Here is a 25,818-nt window from a genome sequence, read left to right as displayed (position 1 = left end):
CATCCACGCCACCGTGCCCCCAATTGCAAAGTGCCTTGCCGGGCATCAAGCCGTTTGATCTTGGCCTTGCGGGGCGATACTGCAGGTTTCAACCGTTTTTTCGCAACCAAGGAGCCCCCAATGGCCGCCTATCAATACGTCTATCACATGCAGGGTGTCTCCAAGGCCTATCCCGGTGGCAAGAAATGCTTCGAGAACATCCACCTCAACTTCCTGCCCGGCGTCAAGATCGGCGTCGTCGGCGTCAACGGCGCGGGTAAATCCACCCTGATGAAGATCATGGCCGGCCTTGACACCGATTTCACCGGCGAGGCCTGGGTCGCGGAGGGCGCAAAGGTCGGCTACCTCCCGCAGGAGCCCAAGCTGGACGAGTCGTTGACCGTGCGCGAAAACGTCATGCTGGGCGTCAAGTCAAAAAAAGACATCCTCGACCGCTACAACGAGCTGGCGATGAACTACTCGGACGAGACCGCCGACGAGATGGCCGCGCTGCAGGACCGGATCGACGCCGAAAACCTCTGGGATCTCGACAGTCAGATCGACGTCAGCATGGAGGCCCTGCGCTGCCCGGCCGACGACGCGCGCATTCAGGATCTGTCGGGCGGCGAGGCGCGCCGTGTCGCGCTGTGCAAGCTGCTGCTCGAAGCGCCCGAAATGCTGCTCTTGGACGAACCGACAAACCACCTCGACGCTGAAACCATCGCATGGCTGCAACAGCACCTGATCGACTACAAGGGCACGATCCTGATCGTCACACACGACCGTTATTTCCTGGACGACATCACCAGCTGGATCCTCGAACTGGACCGTGGCAAGGGCATCCCCTACGAGGGCAACTATTCCGCATGGCTGGAACAGAAATCCAAGCGCCTGATGCAGGAATCGCGCGAAGACAAGTCCAAGCAGAAGACGCTGGAACGCGAATTGGAATGGATGCGTCAGGGCGCCAAGGCCCGGCAGGCCAAGTCCAAGGCGCGGATCAAATCCTACAACGACATGCTTGAGACGTCGGAACGCGAAAAGCTCAGCCGCGCGCAGATCGTCATTCCCAACGGTCCGCGCCTCGGCAACAAGGTGATCGAGGTCAACGGCCTGAAAAAGCACATGGGCGACAAGCAGTTGATCGACGGTCTGGATTTCTCGCTGCCGCCCGGGGGCATCGTCGGCGTGATCGGCCCCAACGGCGCGGGTAAATCCACGCTGTTCAAGATGATGACCGGGCAGGAAGCCCCCGATCAGGGCACGATCGAATACGGCGATACGGTCGATCTGTCTTATGTCGACCAGTCCCGCGACGACCTGAACCCCGACGACAACGTCTGGCAGGCGATCTCGGGCGGGGCCGAACTCATTCAGCTTGGCGACGCCGAAGTGAACTCCCGAGCCTATTGCTCCTCGTTCAACTTCAAGGGCTCCGACCAGCAGAAGAAAGTCGGCCTGTTGTCAGGCGGTGAGCGCAACCGCGTGCACATGGCGCGCCTGCTCAAGGAAGGCGGCAACGTGCTGTTGCTCGACGAGCCGACCAACGACCTTGACGTGGAAACCCTGCGTGCGCTCGAAGACGCACTGGTCGATTTCGCCGGATGCGCGGTTGTCATCAGCCACGACCGTTTCTTCCTCGACCGCATCTGCACGCATATGCTGGCGTTCGAGGGCGAAGCGCATGTCGAGTGGTTCGAAGGCGGCTTCACCGACTACGAGGAAGACAAGAAGCGCCGCCTGGGCGCGGACGCCCTGGAGCCGAAGCGGCTGAAGCACAAGAAATTCGTGAGATGACTTGCCAGGCGATGCTAGGAATCCCGCAAGCCCGCGCCCCCGAATGGGGGCGCAGCCGCACGCGCTGACCTGACGGCAGCGGCACTTGGCCCAAAGGGTCGAAATCAGGGTGTCTCACCGATCATCGGTCCGCTCGGGATCGGAAAAGATCGGCACCACGGTTGACGTGACAGGCACCGGCGCATGTACGCACCATGACTGCCCCCTCACACCTCCGCGACGACCTCGCCCTTCATCTCTCCGGTGATGCGCGAGTAATCCTCGCGGTGGACCTTGGCGCGGACCTCCTCGATCGCGCCTTCGGCTGCGTCGCGGGTGGCACGGTCGGGCCATTCGGTGATCGCGGCGCTGGTGCGGTCGCTGGTGCGCACAACCGTGACGCGGGTCGCGCCCAGTTCTTTCAGCGCGGGCAGACGCTTTTTGCGTATGCCTTCCATCACAAGGTCGTAATCGTTGCCGTCCGCCGTTTCCCACGTGGTGATCGTGACATACCGCATCGCTCTTTCCCCCCCATTTGATCGCATGAGCCAGTGTACTCCGATCCGGCGAAAAAGTCAGCAATTCCCGCGCGGGCAAGCCCGTTTGACGCACATCCAGAACCAAGCGCGGCGGACCTGCGAAATCCCGGGGCAACACCGCCGACAGGAGCCCCGGCATGTCCCACACCCCACACGAACTGGCCGAGGAATTCCCCGACCAGATCGCTCGTGTGCGCGCGCTGCGGATCAGCAATTCGCATTTTCGAAAACTGGCCGACGACCACCACGCCATCAACCGCGCCGTGCATCTGGCCAAGACACAAATAGAGCCCACGACCGATGAGCACGAGGACGTGCCTTCGCAGGACGCGCCTGCGCCTCAAGGACCAGATCGCGGCGATGTTGCGGATGGAATGAGTAGGAGCCCGGCCCGCATTCGGATACCCCACGTTCCCGGTCGCATTCTGGTCAGGCCGTGGATGTCCCACAGACGAGGGGCGCAAACCGCAAGGGCGCGGGCGTCGGCCTGCGCGCGCGGCACCACATCGCCCTGCGGCATCCGGGCGTCAGGCGCGACGGGCCAGCTTACGCTCCAGCGCCGCAAACAGCGCCTCTTCGTCCTGCGGATCGGCGGCTGTGTTCAGGTCCATGCGCGCCAGAAACGACTGCAACGCATCGCAAGCCGAAGCCGCGGCCCAGACCCGCTGGGTCGAAATCGCGCGCACTGTCAGATCGGGTGCCGCATCGGAGCCAAGGCTCCGGCTGTCCCACCCTTGATCGAGCGAGGCCTGCGCGTCGTCTTGCATCTTTTGCAAGTCCATACGCCCACGCCCGTGTGCCACGCCCACGAACACACCGCGCCCGGCATAGGCGATCCGGGTGGCCCCTGGGTCCAGTTGACCGGCCACGGCGCGGGCCGCGGCCTCCATGCGGGCACGAAACGTCGGTGCCGACGCGGTGCGGAAGATCGCCTTTGCACCCTCCACTTCGACCGCGAACAGGGTCATCGCATAGCAGCCGGACGAAAACCGCAGCAGATGGTTTTCGAGCATCAGATAATCGCTTAGTCCGGGCACATCGGCCATGACAAAGCGTTCCTCAAAGCTGATCCGGGTCAGGCGGGTCAGTTCGGCCAACGTGTGCCGGCTCTCGCGTTCGCGCATCATGCTGTCGTTCAGCATGGACGCGATGTTGACCCGCGTCCCCAGTTCAAGCCCATCCAGAGGCTTGGTCACGAAATCCGTGGCCCCGGCGGCAAAGGCACGCTCCATCATGTCGGGCTGTCGGCTTGCCGTGATCATGATGATCGGCGTCATCTTGTAGGCGTCCATCGCGCGAATGTCCGCGCACAGCGCGATACCGTCCGTTTCGGGCAACACGATGTCCAGCAAGAAACAGTCGAACGGCTCCGTCGCCTGTTCCATGGCCGTGTGCGCCTCTTCGGCGCTGGCGGTGCACGTCAGGTCGCAATAGCCATTCACGGTCAGGCTTTCGCGCAGAAGGTCAAGAATAAGCGGGTCATCGTCAACAGCCAGAATTCGCATGGTACTTCATTCTCCTCGGTCAGGCACGAATCAAAGGGAAGACACCCCACTGGCCCGATTCGAGAAAACGTCGCATCAAATCTCGGCACGAGTGCGGCCATGCGGCGGCTCCGTTTGGCCGAAAATGCCGCGCTTGGGCACGTTTTGGCCCTATTCAACCACCAGGCGCACAGTCTTGACGCAAAGCCCGCGCGCCGCGTTTCCCACAGTCATGCGCCCTGGCCGGCCAGCGATGCGAATTCACTTGCTGTTGGCGAATGCATATGTCATACAGCGCTCTGCAAACGTTATTCTTTTTCGACCCACTGTCTCCTTCCACGGCGCTCAGTCTTCGATCCAGACCGACCACGCCGGGCTATCGCACCAACGCGGATAGCATAAAATCAAGGAGAACACGGATATGGCTACTGGCACCGTGAAATGGTTCAACACAACAAAAGGCTTCGGCTTTATCGCACCCGATGGCGGCAGCAAGGACGTTTTCGTTCACATTTCTGCTGTTGAGCGCGCAGGCCTGACCGGTCTGGCCGACAACCAGAAGGTCACCTTCGACATCGAAGCAGGCCGCGACGGTCGCGAAAGCGCGACAAACATCGCACTGGCATAAGCCACTGACAGGGTTCCGACCCTGACGAATCGAACCGGGCGCCATTGAGGTTGCCCGGTTTTTTTGCGTCTGCGGACTTGCCAAAAACGGCTTGGACGGCGACCATATGAGCAACCCAGTATCAATCCCGGAGCATTTCCCATGCGCAGACGTGATTTCCTAGCAGCCACCTGTGCCGCAACGGCCTTGCCAGGCATTGCAACGTCACAGACCTTGCCGAACACGCCAAGCGTGGCCTTCGACCCCTCGCCGCAGGTCGTCAAGATCAAGCCAAGCTACCAGACCGGCCAGCTTCTGATCTTGCCGCGCAGCTTTTACTTGTATTACGTCACGGCCCCGGGCGAGGCGATGCGATACGGCGTCGGCGTCGGCAAGGCGGGGCTGGAGTTCACCGGAACGGCGACGATTTCGGTCAAGAAGGAATGGCCGACGTGGCGCCCGACGGACGAGATGATCGAACGCGAGCCCGAGACTTACAAACGCTTCATCGGCAATACCGAGGCGCAACCCGGCGGCCCCGAGAACCCGTTGGGCGCGCGGGCGCTCTACCTGTTTCAAAATGGCGTCGATACATATTTCAGGATCCATGGCACCACTCAGCCGGGCAGCATCGGGCGTTCTGTCTCGAACGGCTGCATCCGGATGATCAACCAGCATGTCATCGACCTGTACCAACGCGTGCCGGTGGGCACCAAGGTGACCGTGCTGTGATCTGATCGGGCGGCGGGGCAACGCCGCTGTTGCCCGGCCGCCATGAACACGCGACGCGCCAATCGGCAATCAGGCGCGTCGAACCCGGTGGCACGGCTTACGTGTCGTGTAGGCAGTCTGTCGAAACACCGCAATTGCGCGGGCGCAAGACACCATCTGCGCCCATGGCGGCGTACACGAAAACCACAATCGCCTTAATCGAGCAGAACCTGCCAGACCAGCAAACTGGGCACCAAAAGGGCAAAGCCGATGCAAAACAGCTTGGCGCCATGACTGATCTTGGCCATCAGTCCAGAGCCATTGACCCCTTCGCCAAAGCCCAGCGCGCCGGACATCACCGCATACCCACGGGCCGAACGCCGAACCCGCTGTGCGTGGATGGAGGCAAGCGCGCGCGCATTGACCTGTTCCTGACGGTCTGTTTCGCTTTGGGCGACATCGGAATTGCTCATCTGTGACTTCGTCTTTCTTTGCGTTGGGCAAACTGTGCCACGACATGGGGCACCATCACGCATTGTCCAGACCGGCGGACCATGAAAAAAGGGCCAGCCTCGCGGCTCGCCCTTTCCCGGTTTCACGTGTGGCGCTGCGGCCTTAGTTCAGCGCCTTGTCGGTGATCGCATGGGTCCACGCACCCTCGGGCGCCTTGGAGATCACCGGATCGGATCCGCCCGAAAGCAACGATGCGACGGTGCGCTCGTAATCCTCGACCACCAGCGCGCCATTGCTACCGGCGGTCAACTTGGCCACTTCGCCCATCATGCGCTTCTGGTGCTCTTCCGTCTGGGCTCCGCTGGCGTCGTTTTCCAGCACGATCTCGGCCGCTTCGTCCGGGTTTTCCTCAGCGTATTTCCAGCCCTTCATCGACGCGCGCACAAAGCGCACCATCTTGTCCTCGAACGCCGGATCGTCAAGGTTCTCCTCAAGCACATACAATCCGTCCTCAAGCGTTGCGACGCCCTGATCCTCGTATTTGAACACCTGAAGGTCCTCGGGCGTGAGCCCGGCGTCGATCACCTGCCAGTATTCGTTGTAGGTCATCGTGGACACGCAAGCCGCTTGCCCCTGAAGCAGCGGATCGACGTTGAAGCCCTGCTTGAGAACCGTGACGCCGTCGTCGCTGCCATCGGTGGGAATGTCGAGCTTGCTCATCCAGCTCAGGAACGGGAATTCATTGCCAAAGAACCACACGCCCAGCGTCTTGCCCGCGAAATCGTCCGTGGTCTCGATGCCCGCATCCTTGCGGCAGGTCAGCATCATGCCGCTCGACTTGAAGGGCTGCGCGATATTGACCATGTTCAGGCCCTTTTCACGCGCGGCCAGCGCGGCGGGCATCCATTCGACGGTCACATCCGCACCGCCCCCGGCCAGCACCTGCGTGGGTGCGATATCGGGTCCACCGGGCTTGATCGTGACGTTCAGCCCCTCTTCCTCGTAAAAGCCCTTGTCCTGCGCGACATAGTAGCCGGCGAACTGCGCCTGCGTGACCCATTTCAGTTGCAGGGTGACGTCATCGGCGGCCTGCGCCAGCGTCCCCCAAAGCCCCGCGGCAAAGGTCGCCGCCACTTTTGTCATTGTCTTCATCGATACTCTCCTTTGTTGGTTGTCCGTTTCTTGTCGTTGGTCTGTTGGTCTATCTTCGTTGGGATGGATGCCAGAATGTCACCGCCCGCTCGATCAGCGCAACCCCGCCGTAAAAGGCCGATCCGACGATCGCCGCCACGACAATCTCGGCCCAGACCAGATCAAGCGCAAGCTGCCCCACAGACGTGGAGATGCGAAACCCCATACCGCGGATCGGAGAGCCGAAAAATTCAGCGACAATGGCTCCGATCAAGGCCAGCGTGCTGGCGATCTTGAGCCCGTTGAAGATGAACGGCATCGCTGCCGGCAGCCGCAGCTTGAAGAGGGTGGACCAATAGCCCGCGGCATAGGTCCGCATCAGGTCACGCTGCATCACGTCCGTGGCCTGCAATCCCTGCACCGTGTTCACAAGCATCGGAAAGAACACCATCACCACGACCACGGCCGCCTTGGATTGCCAGTCAAAGCCGAACCACATCACCAGGATCGGCGCCATTCCGATGACCGGCAGCGCCGCCACGAAATTACCCACCGGCAAAAGCCCGCGTCGCAGGAAGGGAAAACGGTCGATCATCACCGCGATCAAGAACGCCGATCCACAACCCATCGCATACCCCGACAGGGCGCCCTTGACGACGGTCTGCACGAAATCCTCCCAGAGGATTCCCGTCGAGGCCGCAAACCGTGTGGCGATGATCGATGGCGCGGGCAGCAGCACCGGACTGATCTCAAGCCCCCACACCAGCGCCTCCCACACCGCGACCAGCGTCACGCCGAATATCAACGGCACCGCCAGCGACGTCAGCCGCGTGGCCGGGCGCCGTGCCAGCCAGCCATTGATCGTCCAGCCCGCAGCCCAGATCACCAGCGCAAGGATCAGCCAACTCATTGCGCCATCCCCATGCGTTTCAGGGTAACGCGCTGCAGGATGCCGATGATCCCGACCAGGGCCGCCGCCAGCGCGGCCGCCATGATCAGCGCGCTCCAGATCTGGATCGTCTGACCGTAATAACTGCCGGCGAGCAACCGCGCCCCAAGACCGGCAATGGCACCTGTCGGCAATTCGCCCACGATGGCGCCCACCAGCGACGCCGCCATACCGATCTTGAGCGACGTGAAGAGATACGGCATCGACGACGGCAGCCGCAGCCGCCAGAACGTCTGCGACGCGGACGCGTTCCACGTGCGCATCTGGTCAAGCTGCATCGCATCGGGGCTGCGCAGCCCCTTGACCATGCCCACGACCACCGGAAAGAACGACAGGTACATCGAGATCATCGCCTTGGGCAGCAGCCCCGAAATGCCAACTGCGTTCAGCACGACGATGATCATTGGCGCAATCGCCAGAATCGGGATCGTCTGGCTCGCAATCACCCAGGGCATGACGCTCATGTCCATCGTCCGGTTGAACACGATCCCCACCGCCAGCAACGTGCCAAGACCCGTCCCCAGGACGAACCCCAGAATGGTCGCACTCAGCGTCACCCAGGAATGATAGACCAGCGACCGTTTCGAGGTGATCTTCTTCTCGACCGTGGTCTCCCACAACTCGATCGCCACCTGGTGCGGCGCGGGCAGCTTCGGCTTGTCCTGCGCCCAGGTATCCGCGACCAGGGCACTCACGCTCAGCACCTCGCCCGACCGCTTGGCCTTGTCATGGGCCCACGGCGCATTCAGCCAAACAGCCGCCGCATACCACACGACGAACAGCGCCCCGACCACGGTCAGGACCGGCACAACGCTCTGTCTCATGCGCCGTCCCCCTGCTTCTTTGGGTCAAAAATACTCCCTTGCGGGGCGACACCTCGGATCGGGGCGCAAAGCTCAGTCATCGCCGTGCCCCGCACGCAACCCTTCCCGCACCCGGTGCGCCACCTCCAGAAATTCGGGCGTGTCGCGAATATCCAGCGGCCGATCGCGCGGCAGCGGGCTGTCGATCACATCGGTGATCCGTCCGGGTCGCGGGCTCATCACGACGATCTTCGTGCTCAGGTATACCGCCTCCGGAATCGAATGCGTCACGAATGCGATCGTCTTGCCCGTGCGGTCCCAAAGCTTGAGCAACTGCTCATTGAGGTGATCGCGCACGATTTCGTCCAGCGCCCCGAACGGCTCGTCCATCAGCAGAATATCGGCATCGAAGGCCAGCGCGCGCGCGATGCTCGCACGCTGCTGCATGCCGCCCGACAACTGCCATGGGTATTTCTTTTCGAACCCGTCAAGCTCCACAAGCTCCAGCACCCGCGCGACCCGCGCATCCTGATCGGCCCGCGAATACCCCATGATCTCAAGCGGCAGGCGAATGTTGCCGCCGATGGTACGCCACGGATAAAGGCCCGCGGCCTGAAAGACATACCCATAGGCCCGCGCGCGCCGCGCCTCCTCCGGGCTCACCCCGTTGACAGTGACCGTCCCACCCGTCGGCTGCTCCAGATCGGCCATGACGCGCAGAAACGTGGTCTTGCCGCAGCCCGACGGGCCGATGAAACTGACAAAGTCGCCGGCGCCAATGTCCAGGCTGACATCCTTCAACGCATGAACCGGCCCGTCATTGGTCTGGAACGTCAGGTCCAGGTTCTGCGCACGGATCACGCTCGTCGCGGGCGACGGGGCTTGCGTCTGGCGCAGCTTGTTCAGCTCGTTGGCCATCAAATCCCCGCCGGAATGTTCAGCGGATCGCGCTTGATCATCTTGGGGCTGTTCAACTCTTTCCACTTCGACAACGCCACATTCGCCGATGGGAACGCAGGTCGCGGGATGAACTTGCCGCGGCCCGGATTGGGTTGGCTGTTCTGTCCCCAAGCCCAGATCACCTCCCCGCGCGACAGCGTATAACGGCTCTGCGCCTTGACCTCGAACCCCTCGAACACGTTGTAATCCAGCACCGAGTGATGGTTCGCCGGGCTGATCGTCTTGGTGATCTTGGGGTCCCACACGACGATATCGGCGTCCGCGCCCTCGACGATGGCGCCCTTGCGCGGATAGATATTTAGGATCTTGGCCACATTTGTGCTGGTGGCCGCGACAAATTCGTTCGGCGTCAGCCGCCCGGTCTCCACCCCTTCGGTCCAAAGCACGGCCAGTCGCTCCTCCAGCCCGTTGGACCCATTGGGGATGATCCGGAAATCGTTGCGCCCCGCGCGTTTCTGTTCGGTGCTGAACGCGGCATGGTCCGTGGCCACCACCTGCAACGACCCGGCCTGAAGCCCGGCCCACAGGCTGTCCTGGTGATCCTTGCTGCGAAACGGCGGGCTCATCACGCGGCGCGCGGCGTGGTCCCAATCCTTGTTGAAATACTCGCTCTCATCCAGCGTCAGGAACTGGATCAACGGCTCGCCATAGACCCGCATGCCCTTCTGCCGCGCCCGCCGGATGGCTTCATGCGTCTGCTCACAGGACACATGCACGATATAAAGCGGCACCCCCGCGGTATCGGCAATCGTGATCGCCCGGTTTGCGGCCTCGCCCTCCAGTTCGGGCGGACGGGAATACGCGTGGCCCTCCGGCCCGGTGATGCCCTGATCGAAATACTTCTGCTGCAACTCCGCCACCAGGTCGCCGTTCTCGGCATGCACCATCGGCAAGGCGCCCAACTCGGCACAGCGCTTGAAAGACGCGAACATCTCGTCATCCTCGATCATCAGCGCGCCCTTGTAGGCCATGAAATGCTTGAACGAATTCACACCCATGTCGACGGCGTCCTTCATCTCGTCGAACACGTTCTCGTTCCAGCCGGTGATCGCCATGTGATAGCCGACGTCCGAACAGATCTGCGGCGCCGACTTGCGGTGCCATTCATTGATCGCGTTCCTGATGCTGCCATCGGCCCCCGGCAGACAAAAATCCACGATCATCGTCGTGCCCCCCACCGCGGCCGCCCAGGTGCCGCTCTCGAACGTCTCCGCCGCCGTGGTGCCCATGAAAGGCATCTCAAGATGGGTATGCGGATCGATGCCGCCGGGGATGACATAGGCGCCTTCGGCATCGATATACTCGTCGCCCGCCAGGTCCTCGCCGATCCGGACGATCTTCTCGCCCTCGATCAGAACATCCGCCTTCCAGGTCCGGTCCGCCGTGCAGACCATGCCGCCCTTGATCACCTTGCTCATCTTATCTCTCCCATGTCACAGCAGTGTCCTGCTTCTCTTGTTCCCAAATATCCCGGGGGTGCGGGGGCCGGCCCCCGCCTCACACCGATCCGAAGCACCCCAGCGCCGGTCCATGCACCCCGATATCCAAAGGCCCGAAATCGCTCTCCACACAGAGCGAGAAATACCCCGCCGTGGGCAGGTATATCACCCGGTAGTCACCGTCGCCGCGGGTCACGCTCCAGCAGGTCTGCGTGATCCCGCCCGAGAAATTCACCGTCACCGCGCGCGGACGCCGCTGGACCCGGCGAAAGGCCTGCGCCGTCCTGCACAGGATCGGATCGTCGCCCAGTTCGGCGGCCGCCAGTTCGGCCTCGATCAGCGCGGCGATCCGCTCGGGCACGGTGAGGTCGGGATCAATCATCGCGACCCAGACGGAATTTTTCGAAGAGTCCGATCCGCTGTCCTGTCAAGAAAACGCTCACGCCACAATCTCCGCCGTCTCGACCACGGCATGCATCAACACGTCCGCCCCCGCCATTGCCCAGTCCTTGCTGATCTCTTCCGCCTCGTTGTGGCTCAGCCCGTCGACACAGGGGCACATCACCATCGCGGTGGGCGCCACCCGGTTGATCCAGCAGGCATCGTGCCCTGCGCCCGAAATCAGGTTCATATGGCTGTAGCCAAGCCGCTCGGCCGCGTTGCGCACGGCCGTGACACACCCCTCGTCAAAGGCCACCGGATCAAAGCCGCCGACCTTTTCAAACTCGATCCCAAGCCCCATGTCATCAGCGATCTTCTGGCCCTCTGTGCGCAACTGCGCCTCCATGTCCTCGATGACGCTCAGTTCGGGAGACCGGAAATCGACGGTAAAGACGACCTTGCCCGGAATCACGTTGCGCGAATTGGGATAGACGTCGATATGGCCGGCCGCCCCCACGGCATGAGGCGCATGGCTCCATGCGATCTCATCCACCTTCTCCAGCACCCGCGCCATCCCGAGCCCCGCGTTCTTGCGCATCGGCATCGGTGTCGATCCGGTGTGGCTATCCTTGCCCGTAATTGTCACCTGCGTCCAGCTTAGCCCCTGACCGTGCGTGACGACGCCGATCTGCTTGCCTTCCGCCTCCAGTATCGGCCCTTGTTCGATGTGCAGTTCGAAAAAGGCGTGCATCCTTCGCGCGCCCACCTCCTCCTCGCCACGCCAGCCGATCCGCTTCAACTCCTCGCCGAATGTCGCGCCCTTGGCGTCGGTCTTGGCATAGGCCCAGTCCTGGGTGTGGATCCCCGCGAACACGCCCGAGGACAGCATTGCGGGCGCAAAGCGCGTGCCCTCCTCGTTGGTGAAATTCGTGACCACGATGGGGTGTTTTGTCTTGATCCCGAGGTCGTTGAGCGTGCGGATGATCTCGAGCCCGCCCAGAACGCCCAGGACGCCATCGTATTTCCCGCCCGTCGGCTGCGTGTCCAGGTGGCTGCCCACATAGACCGGCAGCGCATCGGGGTCGGTGCCCTCGCGGCGGGCAAACATGTTGCCCATCTGATCGAGCCCCATCGTGCAGCCCGCCGCCTCGCACCAGCCTTGAAACAGCGCACGGCCCTCGGCGTCCTCGTCCGTCAGGGTCTGGCGGTTGTTGCCGCCCGCGACACCCGGACCGATCTTTGCCATCTGCATCAGGCTGTCCCACAGGCGGTCGGGGTTGATCTTCAGGTTCTGTCCCGGTGCGGTCATGGCGGCTCTCCTCGTGTCGTGTCCCGTGCTATGCGGCCCCGTTTGGTCGCGCCGGTCACACGGCTAATTTTTACCATTTGGTAAAGCCACGATTGCGGCTAGGGTGGGTCCTGTCAAGAACTGCTTTGGGCCGCGTGTCCACCGCCGCTTGGCGCCCGTTGACCGCTGCCCGTTTTTGCGGCACCTCAAGACCGGAGAACGCCCGTGCCCGATGGCAGTGACAAAAAACCCAGCCGAATCCAGCGACGCAATCGCCGTCTCATCCTCGATGCGGCGCTCGAGGTGTTCTCGTTGCATGGCTACCGCGGCGCCACGCTGGACCAGATCGCGGCACAGGCCGGGCTGAGCAAGCCCAACATCCTCTACTATTTCGACGGCAAGGAAGAAATCCACGTCACCTTGCTCAACCAATTGATGAAGACTTGGCTGGACCCGCTCGTGGCGTTGGATCCCGATGGCGACCCGATGTCGGAATTGCTGGATTACGTCGGGCGCAAACTGGCCATGGCGCGCGAATTGCCGCGTGAAAGCCGCCTGTTCGCAGGCGAGATATTGCAGGGCGCGCCGCGCATGGGCCCGCACCTCAGATCCAGCCTGAAGCCGCTCTTCGATGAAAAATGTGCAGTGATCCAAGGCTGGATGGACGACGGACACCTTGCCGCCGTCGATCCGCGGCACCTGATATTCTCGATCTGGGCCACCACGCAGCACTATGCCGATTTCGCGGCACAGGTCGAAGTCCTGCTGGAACCAGCCCCCGCCGACGATCCCGCCGGGGCGGAGACCTATCTGACAACGCTGTTCACCAAGCTGCTGACGCCCTGACCCGGTCGTCGCCATTAACCACAGCCCGTTGTTTTTGGAACGCGTTAACGGTCGGTTATTGTTCCCGGTCTTAGCTGATCTTCGGGTGGCGGGCTCCTTCCTGGTATGGACATCTGGAGCAGACAGAATGAGCATTATTTCCGGTATCACTCCCTTCGTCCCGTCGAACACGGGCTCAACGGACGGCGGCAATAACACGGCACCGACCGAAGAAACGCCGCCGCCCTCGGACACATCTTCCAGCGGCGACAGCGGCACATCGACCGACCAATCCGGCACCGGAACCTACAGCGGCGGCGGAACCGGCGGCGACGGCGACACATCCGGCAGCCTGTCGGCGCCGCCGTCACAGACGACTTCCCCTCCGGCCAACGCGGCGCCGAAATCGGTGATCGCGGCACAGGCGCAATCAGATCCCGCGTCCGTCAGCCGCAGCGAATACACGGCGCGCCGCGCCGCGATCGCGGCTGTCGAAACGGCGCGGATTGAACGACTGGTCGAGGGACTGCGCACGCCGGTGCAGGCCCCCTTCCTCACCGGCGACCTGCCGGACGTGGAACCGCCCGACCCGCTGCCGACGGCAGATGTGCTGATCCGGTCGAAGTCGTCAACGTGACGCCCAAGGGCACGACCGGACCTGCGGCTTCTACTCGGCGGCCTTGGCCGCCGGGTTGTTGGGGTGGGTTGTCCAGTTGGCATACTCCGGCGCGACGGTCTGGCCCGTGCGCGGATCGACCGAGCCAGGGGCCATCGTCTCCATCGTGATGCAATCCTCGACCGGGCAGACGTTGACGCACAGGTTGCAAGCCACGCATTCCTCGTCGATCACGCTAAATGTGCGGTCTTCGGACATTGCGATCGCCTGGTGGCTCGTGTCCTCGCAGGCGGCAAAGCAGCGGCCGCAGGAAATGCACAGATCCTGATCGATCTTGGCCTTCGTCACGTAGTTGAGGTTGAGCTGGTTCCAGTCCGTCACATTCGGCACCGCGCGGCGCACGATCTGATCGACCGAGGTAAAGCCCTTGTCGTCCATGTATTCGCTCAGGCCCGAGATCATCTCCTGCACGATCTTGAAGCCGTAGGTCATCGCCGCCGTGCAGACCTGCACGTTCCCTGCGCCCAGCGCCATGAATTCCGCCGCATCGCGCCATGTGGTCACGCCGCCGATGCCGCTGATCGGCAGGCCGGCCGTCTCGGGATTGCGCGCGATCTCGGCCACCATGTTGAGCGCGATGGGTTTCACCGCCGGGCCGCAATAGCCACCATGCGTGCCCTTGCCGTCGATCATCGGCTCGGGAGCAAACAGATCCAGATCGACGGATGTGATCGAATTGATCGTGTTGATCAGGCTGACCGCATCCGCCCCGCCCCGCTTGGCCGCTTCGGCGGGGTACAGCACGTTGGTGATGTTCGGCGTCAGCTTCACGATGACCGGCATCCGCGTGTACATCTTGCACCAGCGGGTCACCATTTCGATGTATTCCGGCACCTGTCCCACGGCACTGCCCATGCCGCGTTCGGCCATGCCGTGCGGACAGCCGAAGTTCAGCTCGATCCCGTCGGCGCCGGTGTCCTCCACATGCGGCAGGATCGCCTTCCAGGCCTCTTCCTCGCAGGGGACCATGATCGACGCGATCAGCGCGCGGTCGGGATAGTCGCGTTTGACCGCCTTCATCTCGCGCAGGTTCACTTCCAGCGGACGGTCGGTGATCAATTCGATGTTGTTCAGCCCCAGCAGCCGGCGATCCGCCCCATAGATCGCGCCATAGCGCGGTCCGTTGACGTTGACGACCGGCGGCCCCTCCATCCCCAGGGTCTTCCAGACCACGCCGCCCCAGCCGGCCTCGAACGCGCGGCGGACGTTGTATTCCTTGTCCGTGGGCGGCGCAGAGGCCAGCCAAAAGGGGTTGGGGCTCTTGATGCCGATGAAGTCGCTTTGCAGATTTGCCATAGTGTTGTCCTCCAAGGCGCGGCGCTTAGCCCGCCGTCCCCATCAATGTTGCGTGAATATCCATCGCCGCATCGCGCCCTTCGGCCACGGCGGTGACCGTAAGGTCGTCGCCGCCCGATGCGCAGTCGCCCCCGGCCCAGACACCGTCGAGCGAGGTTCTGCCGCCCTGCGACACCGCGATCTTGCCGCCGTCCAATTGCGGCAGCCCATCGCCCTCCAGCGTCTGTCCGATGGCCTTGAACACCTGGTCAGCCTGCAACCGCAGCATCTGACCGGTGCCTTTCATCGCGTCATCGACATATTCGAATTCGACATCGCGGACCGCGCCGTTGCCATGCACCGCCACGGGCACCGCATGGGTGACGATCCGCACGCCCTTGGAGGCGGCCAGATCCTGCTCGAACGGGCTCGCATTCATCCGGTCACGGCCCCGGCGATAGACCAAAGTCACGTTCAGCGCGCCCAGCAGCTTGGCCTGAACCGCGGCATCCACAGCCGTCATGCCGCCGCCGATGACCACCACGTCGCGGCCCACCGGCACCGCGGCCATGTCCGACGCCTGCCGCAGTTCCGCGATGAAATCGACCGCGTTCAACACTCCGGCCTTGTCCTCGCCCGTCGTGCCCAGCGCGTTGACCCCGCCCAGCCCCATGGCAAGGAATACGCCGTCGTAATCCTCCTGCAACTCGCCCAAGGTGATATCGCGGCCCATGGCCTTGTTATGGTGAAGCGTGATGCCGCCGATCTTCAGCAGCCAGTCCACCTCGGCCTGGGCAAAGCCATCTGGCGTCTTGTAGGTGGCGATCCCGTATTCGTTCAGCCCACCAGGCTTGGGCCGCGCATCGTAGACATCGACGCGGTGCCCCAGCATCGCCAGCCGGTGCCCACAGGCAAGCCCCGCCGGCCCTGCGCCGACAATCGCCACGGCCTTGCCGGTGGCCTCGGCCCGCGTGAACGGATGCTCGCCCCTGGCCTGCAAGTTATCCGTCGCATAGCGTTGCAACTGGCCGATCAGCACCGGCTTGCCCTCTGCCGCCTCGCGCACGCAGGCCTGTTCACACAGCTGTTCGGTCGGGCAGACGCGGGCGCACATGCCGCCCATGATGTTCTGGCTCAGGATCGTCTTGGCCGCCGCGTCGGGGGTGCCAGTGGCGATCTGGCGGATGAACAGCGGAATGTCGATATCCGTCGGACAGGCCGTGATGCAGGGCGCGTCATGGCAGAAATAGCAGCGATCCGCCGCCACCAGCGCCTCGTGCGCGCCCAGCGGCGGGTGCAGATCGGAAAACTGCGCCTCGTATGTGTCCTGGTCAAGCCGACCCGCGACCACTCCGGGGGTGAATGTATCCTGTACCATGCCGATGTCCCTGTTCATGCATCTGTCAGGAAAAAGGCTGCAACGGAATCATTTTTTTATCAACTGGTAAAATTTGAAAATCGTCACGGCGCGGTGTCCCTGCCCGATCCCTGTGCAGATCGCCCGACGCGCGGGAATTTGCCGACCGAAGCAGACCCCGCGAAACCCGGCCAAATTTTCTTGATTTTTATACGACTCGCTTCAATATCGGCCTGCGACGCGACAAATTATCGACCACTGCTGCTATTTCGGCCCTGACGCCTCCGGTACAGTCCCTCGATCTGATTTCGACCGAGCCACGCTGCCGCATAACGTGGGCAGACACACCAGAGGAGAGATGACGATGGCAACTGGCACCGTCAAATGGTTCAACACCACCAAAGGATACGGCTTTATCGCGCCTGATGGCGGCGGAAAGGACATTTTTGTCCACATCTCCGCAGTCGAGCGGGCGGGCCTGACAGGTCTCGCGGACAACCAAAAGGTGACCTTCGACATCGAAGCCGGCCGCGACGGCCGTGAAAGCGCCGCGAACATAGCGCTTGCCTAGGCTTTGACACCATGAACATTGCGATCTGAGCGGGCGCGACGGGCGCCCGTTTTCATGTCTTCCACCGCCCGCGCGTGGCGGCTTTTTCAATAACGCGGGCCGAAAAACCCGAATTTTCCATTGCCTCGCCCATCCGTCACGACGACTGCGCGGCCGCGATCAACTCAAGAACGCTTTGCCCCAGCGTCTCGACGATCAGGGCCACGCCTTCGGCATTGGGGTGAATGCCGTCGGGCTGCATATAGGCGCGGACCGAGGCCGGATCGTCGCCCTCCATCTGAAGCCCCTCGAAAAAGCTCGGCGCATAAAGCGTGCCATAGCTGTCCGCCAACTCGGGATAAATCGAGTCGAACGCCTGCTTGTATTCGGGGCCATAGTTGCCCGGCGCGTCCATACCCACCAGCAGCACCTCCACATCGGCCTGCTCGGCAGCCTGCAGGATACCGTCGAGGTTCGCCCGGCTGACGCCCGGATCCAGCCCGCGCAACAGGTCGTTGCCCCCCAGCGCCACGATCATCGCGTCCACATCCGGCGTCAGGGTCCACGCAACACGCGCGAGCCCGCCGGCGGTGGTATCGCCGGACACGCCCGCATTTATCACCTGCGCATCGACACCCCGCGCATCCAGCCAGGCCTGCAACTGCGGCACGAATCCCTCGTCCTGCACCAGGCCGTAACCTTGCGTCAGGCTATCGCCCAGCGCGGCGATCACCATGCCCTCGGCCCAGGCGGCACGGGCAGCCGTTGCCGATAAAATCAAGACTGTTCCGACGATTACCTTGCGCATTTGCATCCAACCTCCATATCACGACGTACCTCTCTATAAAGGCGCTCGTACATGTCCGATCCAGTTTTCTCACTTCAAGATGCGGCGTTATCGCTCGATGGCAATGCCGGACGGGTCGATATCCTGCATGGCATCACGATGGAGGTGTCGCGCGGCGAGACCGTCGGCCTTGTCGGGCCGTCAGGGTCAGGCAAGTCATCGCTCTTGATGATCATGGGCGGGCTGGAGCGCGCAACGGGCGGGACGGTGCGTGCATTGGGTCAGGATCTTACCCAGATGAACGAGGACGCGCTCGCGCGCTTCCGGCGCAATCATATGGGCGTGGTCTTTCAATCCTTTCACCTCATTCCGACGATGACGGCGCTGGAAAACGTCGCCACCCCGCTCGAGCTTGCCGGGGACAGGGACGCGTTCGACCGCGCCGCAGAGGAACTGAAGGTCGTGGGCCTTGCGCATCGCAGTGGCCACTATCCCAGCCAGATGTCGGGCGGCGAACAGCAGCGCGTGGCCCTGGCGCGTGCCTCCGCTCCGCGCCCCGACATCCTGCTGGCAGATGAACCGACCGGCAATCTGGACGGGGCGAACGGGTCCGCCATCATGGACCTGCTGTTTGGGCTGCGCGACCAACACGGCGCGACGCTGGTGCTTGTCACCCATGCCCGCGATCTGGCCGATCGCTGCGACCGCGTGATCCGGCTCGCCGATGGACGGCTTGCGCAACTGGACCGGGCCGCGGAATGAGCATCGCACTGGCCGCCACCTTTGCCCGCCGTGAATTGCGCGGGGGGCTCAAGGGGTTTCGCATCTTCCTGTCCTGCCTTGCGCTTGGTGTCGCGGCCATCGCCGCCGTGGGATCGGTACGCGCCGCGATCGAAGCAGGACTGTCGCGCGAAGGTGCGGCGCTTTTGGGCGGCGATGCCGAACTTGAATTCACCTACCGCTTCGCCACCCAGGCCGAGCGCGACTGGATGACGGACACCGCGCTGACCTTGTCCGAAGTCGTCGATTTCCGGTCGATGGCCGTCACAGGCACCGGCGATACCGCCGAACGCGGGCTGACGCAGATCAAAGCCGTCGACGAAGCCTATCCTCTGATCGGCACCGTCGGGCTTGAGCCCCAGATGACGCTGGACGCGGCGCTGGCCGGTCAGGATGGCCTGCCCGGCGCCGTGATGGAGCGGGTCCTGGTGGATCGGCTTGGCCTCGCGGTTGGCGACACGTTCAAACTTGGGACACAAGGTTTTTACCTGAGCGCCATCCTGACCCGCGAACCCGACGGCGCCGCGGGCGGGTTCGCGCTTGGACCCAGGACCATCGTGACGACCGACAGTCTCGAAAACTCCTCGCTGCTGGCTCCCGGAACGCTCTATTCCACGAAATACCGCCTCGACCTGCCGCAGGATGCCGATTTGGCGGCCCTCGAGGCCGAAGCGCGGGCCACATTCACCGACAGCGGACTGCGCTGGACCGACGCGCGCAATGGCGCGCCGGGTGTTGCGGAATTCGTGAACCGTCTGGGCGCGTTCCTGGTGCTGGTGGGGCTGTCGGGCCTGGCCGTGGGCGGGGTCGGCGTCTCGGCGGCGGTGCGCGCCTATCTCGCGGGCAAGACCAGCGTGATCGCGACCCTGCGCACGCTGGGGGCCGAACGCGGGCTGATTTTCCAGACCTATTTTCTGCAAATCGGCGCCTTGTCGCTCCTGGGCATTGCGATCGGGCTGCTGTTGGGTGGCGTGGCGCCCCTGCTGCTGGCCCCCCTGATCGAAGCGCGCCTGCCCATTCCCGCGGCCTTCGCGCTCTATCCCGCGCCTCTGGCCGAAGCGGCGATCTACGGCCTTCTGACTGCCTTCGTCTTTACGCTCTGGCCGCTGGCCCGCGCCGAAGAGGTCCGGGCCGCCACCTTGTTTCGCGACGCTCTGTCAGGCGGCAAGGCATTGCCGGCGCCGCGCTACCTGGCGATGATCGCCGCGGGACTGGTTGCGCTGGTCGGACTGGCGGGCCTGTTTTCCGGCGCATGGCGGCTCACGCTCTGGACGGCGGGCGGCATCGCCGGGGCATTGTTGCTTCTGGCTGCATCCTCGCTGCTGATTCGCTTCGCATCGCGGCGCGGCGGAGTGTTCAGCCGCGGCCGCCCACGTCTGCGGTGGGCATTGGCCGCCATATCCGGCCCGCGCGAAGGGGCGGCATCGGTGGTGCTGTCGCTGGGGCTTGGCCTGTCCGTACTGGCCGCCGTGGGACAGATCGACGGCAACCTGCGGCAGGCGATTTCCGGCAACCTGCCAGATGTCGCGCCAAGTTACTTCTTCGTCGATATCCAGCAATCCCAGATGGCGGGCTATACTGAACGGCTCGAAAACGACCCTGCCGTGCGGCGCATCGATTCCGCGCCGATGCTGCGCGGGGTCGTGACCCAGATCAACGGCCGGCCCGCACGCGAGGTCGGTGGCGATCATTGGGTGCTGCAGGGCGACCGCGGCGTGACCTACGCCGAGGCGTTGCCAGACGATACCCGCCTGACCGCCGGCGACTGGTGGCCCGCGAATTACGACGGCCCGCCGCTCATCAGCTTTGCCGCCGAAGAAGCCGGTGAAATGGGGCTCGACCTTGGCGATACGATCACCATCAACGTGCTGGGTCGCGACATTACCGGAACCATCGCAAGCTTCCGCGATGTTGATTTTTCGACAGCCGGCATCGGCTTCATCCTGACGATGAACCCGGCCGCGTTGCAAGGCGCGCCGCACAGCTTCATCTCGACCGTCTATGCGGAGGAAGACGCCGAGGCCCAGATTCTGCGGGATCTGGCTGGCCAGTATCCCAATATCACCGCCATTCGGGTGCGCGACGCCATCGACCGCGTGGCCGAGGTGCTCAACGGTCTGGCGGCGGCCACGTCCTATGGCGCGGCGGCCACGTTGCTCACCGGCTTCCTGGTGCTGATCGGGGCCGCTTCCGCCGGTACCAGCGCCCGAACCTACGAGGCCGCAGTGCTGAAAACGCTGGGGGCAACGCGCCGGTCAATCCTGATCAGCTTCACGCTGCGCGCCGCGCTGCTGGGCCTCTGTGCGGGGCTGGTGGCGCTGGGGGCGGGGATTCTGGGTGGCTGGGCGGTCAGCCACTACGTGATGGAAACCGATTTCGCCGTGATCTGGCCGTCGGCGCTCAGCATCGTGGCAGGAGGCGTAGTCGCCACGCTGCTGGCGGGGCTCGCCTTTGCCTGGGGTCCCATCAACGCGCGCCCGGCACAAGTTCTGCGGGCGCGGGAATAAGAGATTTTTGCCTCCGGCGGCGGTATTTTCATCCATTTGGAATACGCAGTCTTTCGCTTCCAAATGGGTCAAATACCGCCGCCGGAGGCATCAAGATCTATTCTGCCGCCTCGGCGTAGTCTTCCATCGGCGGGCAGGTACAAATCAGGTGGCGGTCGCCATAGACGTTGTCCACGCGGTTGACCGGCGGCCAGTATTTGTCCACCCGGAAGGCCCCGGGCGGAAAGCATCCCTGCTCCCGGCTATAGGGACGGTCCCAGTCACCGACCAGATCCTCGACCGTGTGCGGCGCATTCTTGAGCGCGTTGTTCTCGCGGTCCATCTCGCCGTCCTCGATCGCGCGGATCTCCTCGCGGATCGCCAGCATCGCGTCACAAAAGCGGTCCAGCTCGGCCTTGGTCTCGCTCTCGGTGGGCTCCACCATCAGTGTGCCCGCCACCGGAAAGCTCATCGTCGGCGCATGAAAGCCGGCGTCGATCAGGCGCTTGGCGATGTCGTCGACCGTGACGCCGGCGCTGTCGTCAAAGGGACGCACGTCGAAAATGCACTCGTGCGCGACGCGCCCTGTCGGCCCCTTGTAGAGCACGTCATACGCCCCTTCGAGCCGCTTGGCGATGTAGTTGGCGTTCAGAATCGCGACCCGCGTCGCCTGTGTCAGCCCATCGCCCCCCATCATCAGGCAATAGGCCCAGCTGATCGGCAGCAAGGAGGGCGAGCCGTAGGGGGCCGCCGACACCGGGCCGTGATCGCCGCCCGCCAGCGGGTGCCCCGGCAAATGCGGCACCAGATGGGATTTCACCCCGATGGGTCCCATTCCGGGACCGCCGCCGCCATGAGGAATGCAGAAAGTCTTGTGCAGGTTGAGGTGGCTCACGTCGCCGCCGATGTCGCCGGGCCGCGAGAGGCCCACCATCGCGTTCATGTTGGCCCCGTCGATATAGACCTGGCCACCGTGGTCGTGCGTGATCTTCGTCACCTCGGTCACGGTTTCCTCGAACACGCCGTGGGTCGAGGGATACGTGATCATGCAGCCCGCCAGGCTGTCGCCCGCGGCCTCTGCCTTGGCGCGGAAATCCTCGAGGTCGATGTCGCCGTTGGCGGCGGATTTGACCACCACGACCTTCCACCCGACCATCTGCGCCGATGCCGGATTGGTGCCATGCGCGCTCATCGGGATCAGGCAGATGTTGCGGTGCGCCTGCCCCTGTTCTCGGTGATAGGCCGCGATGGTCAAAAGCCCCGCGTATTCGCCCTGGGCACCCGAGTTGGGCTGCATCGAGATCGCATCATAGCCGGTGATCTGGCACAGCTTTGCGCTCAGATCCTCGATGAGGTCGGCATAGCCCTGGGCCTGGTCCGCGGGGGCATAGGGGTGCAGCAGCGAAAACTCCCGCCAGCTCACCGGCATCATCTCGGCGGCGGAGTTGAGCTTCATCGTGCACGACCCCAGCGGGATCATCGCCCGGTCAAGCGCCAGATCGCGGTCCGAAAGCCGGCGCATGTAGCGCATCATCTCGGTCTCGGCGCGGTTCATATGGAAAATCGGATGGGTCAGGTACGCGCTGGTGCGCAGCATGTCCTCGGGTACGCGGTAGTCGGGTTTGAAATCGCGGTCCTCGCGCACGATGCCAAAGGCGCGCCACACCGCTTCCAGCGTCTGCGGCCGGGTACGTTCATCGAGCGAAATGCCGACGCGCTGTTCGCCCACGCGGCGCAGGTTGATGCCCTCGTCCACAGCCGACTTCATCACCGCCGCCTGCAAGGGCCCGACATCGACCGTGATGGTGTCGAAATAGGCCTGCGGGTCCACCTTGAACCCCGCCTCCTCGAGCCCCTTGGCCAGGCGCACGGTCTTGCGATGGATCCGCTGGGCGATCGCCTTGAGGCCCTCCGGCCCATGAAACACCGCGTACATCGATGCCATGACGGCCAGCAGCGCCTGCGCGGTGCACACGTTGCTGGTGGCCTTCTCGCGACGGATATGCTGCTCGCGCGTCTGAAGCGACAGCCGGTAGGCGCGATTGCCGTGCGCGTCGATCGACACCCCGACAATCCGGCCCGGCATCGCGCGCTTGTAGGCATCGCGGCATGCCATGTAGGCCGCGTGTGGCCCGCCGTAGCCTTCGGGTACGCCAAAACGCTGGGTGCTGCCCACGGCGATATCCGCGCCCATGGCGCCCGGCTCTTTCAGCAGCGTCAGCGCCAGCGGGTCGGCGCTGACGATGCCCACCGCCTTGGCCTCGTGCAGGGCGGTCATGTGGTCGGTGAAATCGCGGACATGGCCATAGGTGCCGGGATACTGGAAAATCGCGCCAAAGACGGCGCTCGCATCCATCTTGGCCGGATCGCCCACGATCACCTCGATGCCCAGCGGGGCGGCGCGGGTCTTGATCACCGCGATATTCTGCGGATGGCAATCGCGGTCCACGAAAAACGCCGTCGCTTTGGATTTCGCCACGCGCTGCGCCATCGTCATCGCCTCCGCGCAGGCCGTCGCCTCGTCCAGCAACGACGCATTGGCGACTTCTAACCCCGTCAGATCGCTGACCATGGTCTGAAAGTTCAACAGCGCCTCCAACCGGCCCTGGCTGATTTCCGGCTGGTAGGGGGTATAGGCGGTGTACCACGCCGGGTTTTCAAGAATGTTGCGCTGGATCGCGGGCGGCGTGACCGTGCCGTGATAGCCCTGCCCGATCAGCGAGGTCAGCACCTTGTTCCGTGACGCGGTAATGCGCATGTGCTCCAGAACTTCGCGTTCCGACATCGCCTTGCCAAAAGCGAGCGGCTCTTTCTGGCGGATCGCCTTCGGCACGGTATCGTCGATCAGCGCATCCAGGCTGGCCACGCCGACGGTGTTCAGCATCTCCGACATTTCCACCGGTGACGGTCCGATGTGCCGCCGGTTGGCGAAATCGTATGGCAAATATTCGGTTGGCTTGAACGCCATGACGGAGTCCCCCTGCTTCTTTAGGTCAAAAATACTCCCGCCGGAGGCTCCGGCGGCAGCAACCGGGCGCTACCCGATGAACTTCTGATAGGCCGCTTCATCCATGAATTCGTCCATCTGGGACGGGTCGCTGACCTTCATCTTGAAAAACCACGCCTCGCCCTGTGGATCGTCATTGACCATGGCCGGGTTGTCGGTGAGCGTGCTGTTCACTTCGGTGATCTCGCCATCCACAGGCGCCAGAATATCAGAGGCGGCCTTGACGCTTTCGATCACCACGACCTCGTCGTCCTTGCTGACCGTGGTGCCCTCGTCGGGCAACTCCACGAACACCACGTCCCCCAACTGTTCGGCAGCGTGGATCGTGATGCCCACCACGACCTCATCGCCCTCGACGCGCAACCATTCGTGCTCTTCCGTGAATTTCATGTCCTGTGTGTCCCTTTTTGATCAACGTTTGAAATTGGCCGGTACGAACGGCAGCTTGACCACCGTCACCGGAAGTCGCTTGCCGCGCAAGGCACCCCAAAGCTGCGTGCCTTCATTGGCGCAGGCATCCGGCACATAGCCCATCGCGACAGGTCCGCCCACCGTCGGCCCGAACCCGCCCGAGGTGATCGTCCCGACCGGCAGCTCGGCGGTTTCGCTGGCATAAAGCGCCACGCCGTCGCGCATCGGCGCGCGGCCTTCGGGGCGCAGACCGACACGCTTGCGCGCCGGGCCGTCGTGCAGGCTGTGAAGAACCGCTTCGGCACCCGGAAAGCCGCCTGCGCGCGCGCCGCCCTCGCGGCGCACCTTCTGGATGGCCCAGACCAGCCCGGCCTCGACCGGATCGGTGCCTGCGTCGATGTCGTTGCCGTAAAGGCACAGACCGGCCTCCAGCCGCAGCGAATCACGCGCGCCCAACCCGATGGGGGCCACCGCGTCATGCGCCAGCAGAACCCGCGCCAATGCCTCGGCCTGATCCGCCGGTACGGAAATCTCGTAACCGTCCTCGCCGGTGTACCCCGACCGCGAGGCCCAGACCGCGATACCGTCCAGCGTCAGATCCGCCACATCCATGAACCGCATGGCGGCGGCGGCCGGGTCAAGCCCTGCCATCACCGCTTCGGCCTGCGGTCCCTGCAACGCCAGCAGAGCACGGTCCTCCAGCGGCCCGACCGAAATCGTGTCCGGCAGTCCGGCGCGCATCCGCGCGATGTCGGCGTCCTTGCAGGCGGCGTTGACCACCACGAAAAGCGCGTCGCCCCGGCGCGCGAACATCAGGTCGTCCTCGATGCCGCCCTGTGCGTTGGTGAACAGCCCATAGCGCTGCCGCCCGTCGCCAAGCCCCAGCACATCCATCGGCACCAGCGTCTCGAAGGCCAGCGCAACGCTGTCCCAATCGGCCCCCGACAGGATCACCTGGCCCATATGGCTGACATCGAACAGGCCGGCCTGCGTGCGGGTGTGCTGATGCTCCTGCATCACGCCCATCGGATATTGCACCGGCATGGCATAGCCGGCAAACGGCACCATCTTGGCACCCAATTCCTCGTGCAGTGCAAAAAGCGGCGTATGCTGCAAATCCGTCATCTGGCATCTCCCCGTTCTGGCCGGACTTGCGTCTTGCGC

The 25,818-nt window shown here is 63.6% G+C and carries 24 protein-coding genes; 8 read left to right on the top strand and 16 right to left on the bottom strand.

Features of this window, described 5'->3' with window-relative positions; translation table 11 throughout:
* Window positions 1–120: 120 nt before the first annotated feature.
* A complete protein-coding gene (gene ettA, locus FDT80_RS14925) occupies window positions 121–1,776 on the top strand; it encodes an energy-dependent translational throttle protein EttA (protein ID WP_138663114.1) in 1,656 nt (551 codons plus the stop codon).
* Between the two features lie 206 nt (window positions 1,777–1,982).
* Here the strand turns inward: ettA and FDT80_RS14920 are convergent, their stop codons facing one another.
* The gene (locus FDT80_RS14920) at window positions 1,983–2,273 is read right to left on the bottom strand and encodes a hypothetical protein (RefSeq protein ID WP_138663113.1); all 291 of its coding nucleotides are present in this window, start codon (window positions 2,271–2,273) and stop codon (window positions 1,983–1,985) included.
* A gap of 548 nt (window positions 2,274–2,821) precedes the next feature.
* Window positions 2,822–3,799 carry a response regulator gene (locus FDT80_RS14910; protein WP_138663112.1) on the bottom strand — a complete coding sequence of 326 codons (978 nt, stop codon included), beginning with the start codon at window positions 3,797–3,799 and terminating at the stop codon, window positions 2,822–2,824.
* Between the two features lie 400 nt (window positions 3,800–4,199).
* On the opposite strand from FDT80_RS14910, the gene FDT80_RS14905 reads away from it, so the two are divergent.
* Window positions 4,200–4,406, top strand: coding sequence for a cold-shock protein (locus FDT80_RS14905; RefSeq protein WP_007117950.1), 207 nt, complete (start codon window positions 4,200–4,202; stop codon window positions 4,404–4,406).
* Window positions 4,407–4,547: 141 nt separating this feature from the next.
* The gene (locus FDT80_RS14900) at window positions 4,548–5,117 is read left to right on the top strand and encodes a L,D-transpeptidase (protein WP_138663111.1); all 570 of its coding nucleotides are present in this window, start codon (window positions 4,548–4,550) and stop codon (window positions 5,115–5,117) included.
* Between the two features lie 194 nt (window positions 5,118–5,311).
* On the opposite strand, the gene FDT80_RS14895 is transcribed toward FDT80_RS14900, so the two are convergent.
* The 8 genes from FDT80_RS14895 to FDT80_RS14860 form a co-directional block, all read right to left on the bottom strand.
* Complete coding sequence (locus FDT80_RS14895; protein WP_138663110.1) at window positions 5,312–5,569, bottom strand: hypothetical protein; 258 nt, start codon at window positions 5,567–5,569, stop codon at window positions 5,312–5,314.
* A gap of 142 nt (window positions 5,570–5,711) precedes the next feature.
* A complete protein-coding gene (locus tag FDT80_RS14890) occupies window positions 5,712–6,692 on the bottom strand; it encodes an ABC transporter substrate-binding protein (RefSeq protein WP_170311899.1) in 981 nt (326 codons plus the stop codon).
* A 58-nt stretch (window positions 6,693–6,750) separates the two neighbouring features.
* Window positions 6,751–7,590, bottom strand: coding sequence for an ABC transporter permease (locus FDT80_RS14885; RefSeq protein WP_138663108.1), 840 nt, complete (start codon window positions 7,588–7,590; stop codon window positions 6,751–6,753).
* The gene (locus tag FDT80_RS14880; protein ID WP_138663107.1) at window positions 7,587–8,453 is read right to left on the bottom strand and encodes an ABC transporter permease; all 867 of its coding nucleotides are present in this window, start codon (window positions 8,451–8,453) and stop codon (window positions 7,587–7,589) included. Before FDT80_RS14880 ends, FDT80_RS14885 begins: the two co-directional genes overlap by 4 nt.
* Window positions 8,454–8,525: 72 nt before the next feature.
* Window positions 8,526–9,350 carry an ABC transporter ATP-binding protein gene (locus FDT80_RS14875; RefSeq protein WP_138663106.1) on the bottom strand — a complete coding sequence of 275 codons (825 nt, stop codon included), beginning with the start codon at window positions 9,348–9,350 and terminating at the stop codon, window positions 8,526–8,528.
* Window positions 9,350–10,810: a dihydropyrimidinase gene (gene hydA, locus FDT80_RS14870; protein WP_138663105.1), complete on the bottom strand. Its 1,461-nt coding sequence runs from the start codon at window positions 10,808–10,810 to the stop codon at window positions 9,350–9,352. The genes FDT80_RS14875 and hydA overlap by 1 nt, the downstream gene beginning before the upstream one ends.
* Before the next feature lie 79 nt (window positions 10,811–10,889).
* Complete coding sequence (locus tag FDT80_RS14865; RefSeq protein ID WP_138663104.1) at window positions 10,890–11,213, bottom strand: hypothetical protein; 324 nt, start codon at window positions 11,211–11,213, stop codon at window positions 10,890–10,892.
* A 57-nt stretch (window positions 11,214–11,270) separates the two neighbouring features.
* Entirely contained in the window at window positions 11,271–12,521 is a 1,251-nt protein-coding gene (locus FDT80_RS14860; RefSeq protein WP_138663103.1) for a Zn-dependent hydrolase, read from the bottom strand.
* Between the two features lie 204 nt (window positions 12,522–12,725).
* Between FDT80_RS14860 and FDT80_RS14855 the strand changes: the two genes are divergently transcribed.
* Complete coding sequence (locus tag FDT80_RS14855; RefSeq protein WP_138663102.1) at window positions 12,726–13,346, top strand: TetR family transcriptional regulator C-terminal domain-containing protein; 621 nt, start codon at window positions 12,726–12,728, stop codon at window positions 13,344–13,346.
* 127 nt (window positions 13,347–13,473) lie between these two features.
* A complete protein-coding gene (locus FDT80_RS14850) occupies window positions 13,474–13,962 on the top strand; it encodes a hypothetical protein (RefSeq protein WP_138663101.1) in 489 nt (162 codons plus the stop codon).
* A gap of 30 nt (window positions 13,963–13,992) precedes the next feature.
* Here the strand turns inward: FDT80_RS14850 and preA are convergent, their stop codons facing one another.
* Window positions 13,993–15,297, bottom strand: coding sequence for an NAD-dependent dihydropyrimidine dehydrogenase subunit PreA (preA, locus tag FDT80_RS14845; protein WP_138663100.1), 1,305 nt, complete (start codon window positions 15,295–15,297; stop codon window positions 13,993–13,995).
* Between the two features lie 25 nt (window positions 15,298–15,322).
* The gene (locus FDT80_RS14840; protein WP_138663099.1) at window positions 15,323–16,654 is read right to left on the bottom strand and encodes an NAD(P)-dependent oxidoreductase; all 1,332 of its coding nucleotides are present in this window, start codon (window positions 16,652–16,654) and stop codon (window positions 15,323–15,325) included.
* A gap of 343 nt (window positions 16,655–16,997) precedes the next feature.
* On the opposite strand from FDT80_RS14840, the gene FDT80_RS14835 reads away from it, so the two are divergent.
* The gene (locus tag FDT80_RS14835) at window positions 16,998–17,204 is read left to right on the top strand and encodes a cold-shock protein (RefSeq protein WP_138663098.1); all 207 of its coding nucleotides are present in this window, start codon (window positions 16,998–17,000) and stop codon (window positions 17,202–17,204) included.
* 136 nt (window positions 17,205–17,340) lie between these two features.
* Here the strand turns inward: FDT80_RS14835 and FDT80_RS14830 are convergent, their stop codons facing one another.
* On the bottom strand, window positions 17,341–17,991 hold the full coding sequence (locus tag FDT80_RS14830; protein ID WP_425472030.1) for an arylesterase: 651 nt from the start codon (window positions 17,989–17,991) through the stop codon (window positions 17,341–17,343).
* A 51-nt stretch (window positions 17,992–18,042) separates the two neighbouring features.
* Between FDT80_RS14830 and FDT80_RS14825 the strand changes: the two genes are divergently transcribed.
* The gene (locus FDT80_RS14825) at window positions 18,043–18,732 is read left to right on the top strand and encodes an ABC transporter ATP-binding protein (protein ID WP_138663096.1); all 690 of its coding nucleotides are present in this window, start codon (window positions 18,043–18,045) and stop codon (window positions 18,730–18,732) included.
* Window positions 18,729–21,257: an ABC transporter permease gene (locus FDT80_RS14820; protein WP_138663095.1), complete on the top strand. Its 2,529-nt coding sequence runs from the start codon at window positions 18,729–18,731 to the stop codon at window positions 21,255–21,257. The genes FDT80_RS14825 and FDT80_RS14820 overlap by 4 nt, the downstream gene beginning before the upstream one ends.
* A 97-nt stretch (window positions 21,258–21,354) precedes the next feature.
* On the opposite strand, the gene gcvP is transcribed toward FDT80_RS14820, so the two are convergent.
* The 3 genes from gcvP to gcvT all read right to left on the bottom strand — a co-directional run bounded on the left by gcvP (window position 21,355) and on the right by gcvT (window position 25,779).
* On the bottom strand, window positions 21,355–24,204 hold the full coding sequence (gene gcvP, locus FDT80_RS14815; RefSeq protein ID WP_138663094.1) for an aminomethyl-transferring glycine dehydrogenase: 2,850 nt from the start codon (window positions 24,202–24,204) through the stop codon (window positions 21,355–21,357).
* 69 nt (window positions 24,205–24,273) lie between these two features.
* Window positions 24,274–24,633, bottom strand: a complete 360-nt coding sequence (gene gcvH, locus FDT80_RS14810) for a glycine cleavage system protein GcvH (RefSeq protein ID WP_138663093.1) — start codon at window positions 24,631–24,633, stop codon at window positions 24,274–24,276.
* 21 nt (window positions 24,634–24,654) lie between these two features.
* On the bottom strand, window positions 24,655–25,779 hold the full coding sequence (gcvT, locus tag FDT80_RS14805; RefSeq protein WP_138663092.1) for a glycine cleavage system aminomethyltransferase GcvT: 1,125 nt from the start codon (window positions 25,777–25,779) through the stop codon (window positions 24,655–24,657).
* Window positions 25,780–25,818 lie beyond the last annotated feature (39 nt).

It is taken from the genome of Sulfitobacter sabulilitoris, from assembly GCF_005887615.1.
Taxonomy (GTDB): Bacteria; Pseudomonadota; Alphaproteobacteria; order Rhodobacterales; family Rhodobacteraceae; genus Sulfitobacter_E; species Sulfitobacter_E sabulilitoris.
The sequence above is the reverse complement of the archived record's forward strand: the minus strand, read 5'-3'. Positions and strand labels throughout refer to the sequence as shown.

Coding starts and splice junctions, on each gene's coding strand:
- FDT80_RS14885 (WP_138663108.1), bottom strand. CDS start 7,590: ATGAGTTGGCTGATCCTTGCGCTGGTGATCTGGGCTGCGGGCTGGACG.
- FDT80_RS14850 (WP_138663101.1), top strand. CDS start 13,474: ATGAGCATTATTTCCGGTATCACTCCCTTCGTCCCGTCGAACACGGGC.
- gcvT (WP_138663092.1), bottom strand. CDS start 25,779: ATGACGGATTTGCAGCATACGCCGCTTTTTGCACTGCACGAGGAATTG.
- gcvP (WP_138663094.1), bottom strand. CDS start 24,204: ATGGCGTTCAAGCCAACCGAATATTTGCCATACGATTTCGCCAACCGG.
- FDT80_RS14840 (WP_138663099.1), bottom strand. CDS start 16,654: ATGGTACAGGATACATTCACCCCCGGAGTGGTCGCGGGTCGGCTTGAC.
- FDT80_RS14820 (WP_138663095.1), top strand. CDS start 18,729: ATGAGCATCGCACTGGCCGCCACCTTTGCCCGCCGTGAATTGCGCGGG.
- FDT80_RS14875 (WP_138663106.1), bottom strand. CDS start 9,350: ATGGCCAACGAGCTGAACAAGCTGCGCCAGACGCAAGCCCCGTCGCCC.
- ettA (WP_138663114.1), top strand. CDS start 121: ATGGCCGCCTATCAATACGTCTATCACATGCAGGGTGTCTCCAAGGCC.
- FDT80_RS14830 (WP_425472030.1), bottom strand. CDS start 17,991: ATGCGCAAGGTAATCGTCGGAACAGTCTTGATTTTATCGGCAACGGCT.
- FDT80_RS14920 (WP_138663113.1), bottom strand. CDS start 2,273: ATGCGGTATGTCACGATCACCACGTGGGAAACGGCGGACGGCAACGAT.
- FDT80_RS14895 (WP_138663110.1), bottom strand. CDS start 5,569: ATGAGCAATTCCGATGTCGCCCAAAGCGAAACAGACCGTCAGGAACAG.
- FDT80_RS14900 (WP_138663111.1), top strand. CDS start 4,548: ATGCGCAGACGTGATTTCCTAGCAGCCACCTGTGCCGCAACGGCCTTG.
- FDT80_RS14825 (WP_138663096.1), top strand. CDS start 18,043: ATGTCCGATCCAGTTTTCTCACTTCAAGATGCGGCGTTATCGCTCGAT.
- FDT80_RS14910 (WP_138663112.1), bottom strand. CDS start 3,799: ATGCGAATTCTGGCTGTTGACGATGACCCGCTTATTCTTGACCTTCTG.
- FDT80_RS14865 (WP_138663104.1), bottom strand. CDS start 11,213: ATGATTGATCCCGACCTCACCGTGCCCGAGCGGATCGCCGCGCTGATC.
- preA (WP_138663100.1), bottom strand. CDS start 15,297: ATGGCAAATCTGCAAAGCGACTTCATCGGCATCAAGAGCCCCAACCCC.
- gcvH (WP_138663093.1), bottom strand. CDS start 24,633: ATGAAATTCACGGAAGAGCACGAATGGTTGCGCGTCGAGGGCGATGAG.
- FDT80_RS14890 (WP_170311899.1), bottom strand. CDS start 6,692: ATGACAAAAGTGGCGGCGACCTTTGCCGCGGGGCTTTGGGGGACGCTG.
- FDT80_RS14835 (WP_138663098.1), top strand. CDS start 16,998: ATGGCAACTGGCACCGTCAAATGGTTCAACACCACCAAAGGATACGGC.
- FDT80_RS14905 (WP_007117950.1), top strand. CDS start 4,200: ATGGCTACTGGCACCGTGAAATGGTTCAACACAACAAAAGGCTTCGGC.
- FDT80_RS14880 (WP_138663107.1), bottom strand. CDS start 8,453: ATGAGACAGAGCGTTGTGCCGGTCCTGACCGTGGTCGGGGCGCTGTTC.
- FDT80_RS14860 (WP_138663103.1), bottom strand. CDS start 12,521: ATGACCGCACCGGGACAGAACCTGAAGATCAACCCCGACCGCCTGTGG.
- hydA (WP_138663105.1), bottom strand. CDS start 10,810: ATGAGCAAGGTGATCAAGGGCGGCATGGTCTGCACGGCGGACCGGACC.